Source organism: Dietzia sp. B19, assembly GCF_014145155.1.
Classification (GTDB): Bacteria; Actinomycetota; Actinomycetes; order Mycobacteriales; family Mycobacteriaceae; genus Dietzia; species Dietzia natronolimnaea.
Window position 1 is genome coordinate 1 of sequence record NZ_JAALED010000418.1, and the last position, 2361, is coordinate 2361.

Annotated in this window: 3 protein-coding genes; 2 read left to right on the forward strand and 1 reads right to left on the reverse strand. The window is 71.1% G+C overall.

What is annotated here, in order from left to right:
- Positions 1–294: NUDIX domain-containing protein (locus G6020_RS12020; RefSeq protein WP_182610793.1), on the reverse strand; the 294-nt coding region annotated here is incomplete at its 3' end.
- Between the two features lie 72 nt (positions 295–366).
- Between G6020_RS12020 and nadA the strand changes: the two genes are divergently transcribed.
- Both nadA and nadC read left to right on the forward strand, forming a co-directional pair.
- Entirely contained in the window at positions 367–1452 is a 1086-nt protein-coding gene (gene nadA / locus G6020_RS12025; RefSeq protein WP_187700272.1) for a quinolinate synthase NadA, read from the forward strand.
- Positions 1453–1529: 77 nt separating this feature from the next.
- Entirely contained in the window at positions 1530–2351 is an 822-nt protein-coding gene (nadC, locus tag G6020_RS12030) for a carboxylating nicotinate-nucleotide diphosphorylase (RefSeq protein ID WP_182610795.1), read from the forward strand.
- Positions 2352–2361: the final 10 nt, after the last annotated feature.

The following is a 2361-nucleotide window of genomic DNA, read 5'->3' on the forward strand; positions in this document are numbered from 1 at the left end:
CCCGGAGGCGAACACGCGTCGGCCGGGTATGCGCCCCGGGTCGGAGAACTCCGCCACGGATTCCAGGTGGCTGAGCGATTGCACGTCGACCTTCTCGGCGAGCTGCCGGGTGGCGGAGGCGGGCAGGTCCTCGTCGTCCCGGACCTCACCGCCGGGCAGCGCCCACCGGCCGGCGGCGGGCCCGAGGGAGTGCCGCCAGAGCATCACGTGGAGCGTGGGCGCGGTGGCACCGGGCGCCGGTCGCACCTGGGTCACCACGACGAGCACTTCGTGACCGGTGTTACACTGCATCATGTTTTCGATTGTAAGTCGAAAACAGGGCCGGTGGCGTATCGGCCCACAGAACCGACCCGGGAGGGGGCAGCGATGAGCACTGCCACAGGACACGGCACCACGGTCGCGCCACGGCCCGACACCACCGTCGGACGGCTCGACTCGCCGCTCGCCACGAGGATCCGCCACGACGGCGCGGTGTACACGGGCGTCGAACCCGACGCGGAGTGGGCCGCCGAGATCCGCCGCCTCGCCGGCGAGCGTGACGCGGTGATCCTCGCCCACAACTACGAGGTCCCCGCCATCCAGGACATCGCCCACCACGTGGGGGACTCCCTGGCCCTGTCGCGCATCGCCGCGGAGGCCGAGCAGTCGACCATCATCTTCTGCGGCGTCCACTTCATGGCGGAGACCGCCAAGATCCTCTCGCCGGACAAGACCGTCCTCATCCCCGACGAGGCGGCGGGCTGTTCGCTGGCCGACTCCATCACCGCCGAGCAGTTGGCGGAGTGGAAGTCCGAGCACCCCGATGCCGTGGTGGTCTCCTACGTCAACACCACCGCCGCGGTGAAGGCCCTCACGGACATCTGCTGCACCAGCTCCAACGCGGTCGAGGTGGTCGAGTCGATCGACCCGGACCGCGAGGTGCTGTTCCTTCCCGACCAGTTCCTCGGCGCGCACGTCCGGCGCAAGACCGGCCGCGACAACGTGCTCGTGTGGGCGGGCGAGTGCCACGTCCACGCCGCGATCAACGGTGACCAGCTCACCGCCAAGTCGCAGGCCCACCCGGGCGCCGAGCTGTTCGTCCACCCCGAGTGCGGCTGCGCCACGAGCGCGCTGCACCTCGCCACCGAGGGTGCCGTGCCGGCTGATCAGGTCAAGATCCTGTCCACCGGCGGGATGGTCGACGCCGCCCGCTCCTCGGGTGCCCGCGAGGTCCTGGTGGCCACCGAGATCGGGATGATCCACCAGCTGCGCAAGGCGGCTCCGGAGATCGACTTCCTCCCGGTCAACGACCAGGCCAGCTGCCCCTACATGAAGATGATCACCCCGGCCGCGCTGCTGCGCGCGCTCGTCGAGGGCGCCGACGAAGTGCACGTCGATCCCGCCACGGCCGAGGCCGCGCGCGGGTCCGTCGAGCGGATGATCGCCATCGGCAACCCGGGATCCGGGGAGTGACCGGCGCGGGCGTGGGTTCGCCGGTATCCGGGGGAGACGACGACGAGCTCTTCGACCCCGACACCCGTGCCGACGCCCTGATCGCGATCAGGCGCGCCCTCGAGGAGGACCTGCGTTACGGCCCGGACGCCACCTCGCTGGCCACCGTGCCCGCGGACTCCCGTGCCACCGCACGACTCGCGACCCGATCCGACGGGGTGGTGGCCGGGTTGCCGCTGATCGGGATGGTCCTGACCGAGGTGCTCGGCGACGACTACTCGGTCACGCTCAGCGCGGGGGACGGTGACCGCGTCTCGGCCGGCGACGTGGTGGCCGAGATCACCGCACCGACGCGCGGGCTGCTCACCGCCGAGCGGACACTGCTCAACCTCGTGTGCCATCTCTCGGGGGTGGCCACCGCGACCCGGGCATGGGCCGACGAGCTCAGTGGCACCGGCTGCGCCGTGCGCGACACCCGCAAGACCATGCCCGGCATGCGCCTGCTGCAGAAGTACGCCGTCCGCTGCGGCGGCGGGGTCAACCACCGACTCGGCCTCGGGGATGCCGTCCTGGTCAAGGACAACCACGTGGTGGCCGCCGGTGGGGTGGTTCCGGCGCTGGCCGCCGTGCGCGAGCGGTTCCCGGACCTGCCCTGCGAGGTCGAGGTGGACTCCCTGGAGCAGCTCGACCAGATGCTCGACGCAGGCGTGGACCTGGTCCTGCTGGACAACTTCCCCGTCTGGCAGACGCAGATGGCCGTGCAGCGTCGGAACGCGATCTCACCCCGTACCCGGTTGGAGTCCAGTGGCGGCCTCGGTCTGGACGTCGCCGCCGACTACGCGCGCTGTGGTGTCGACTTCCTCGCCGTCGGCGGGCTCACCCACTCGGTCGCGGTCCTCGACCTCGGCCTGGATATGTGAGGTCCACCGC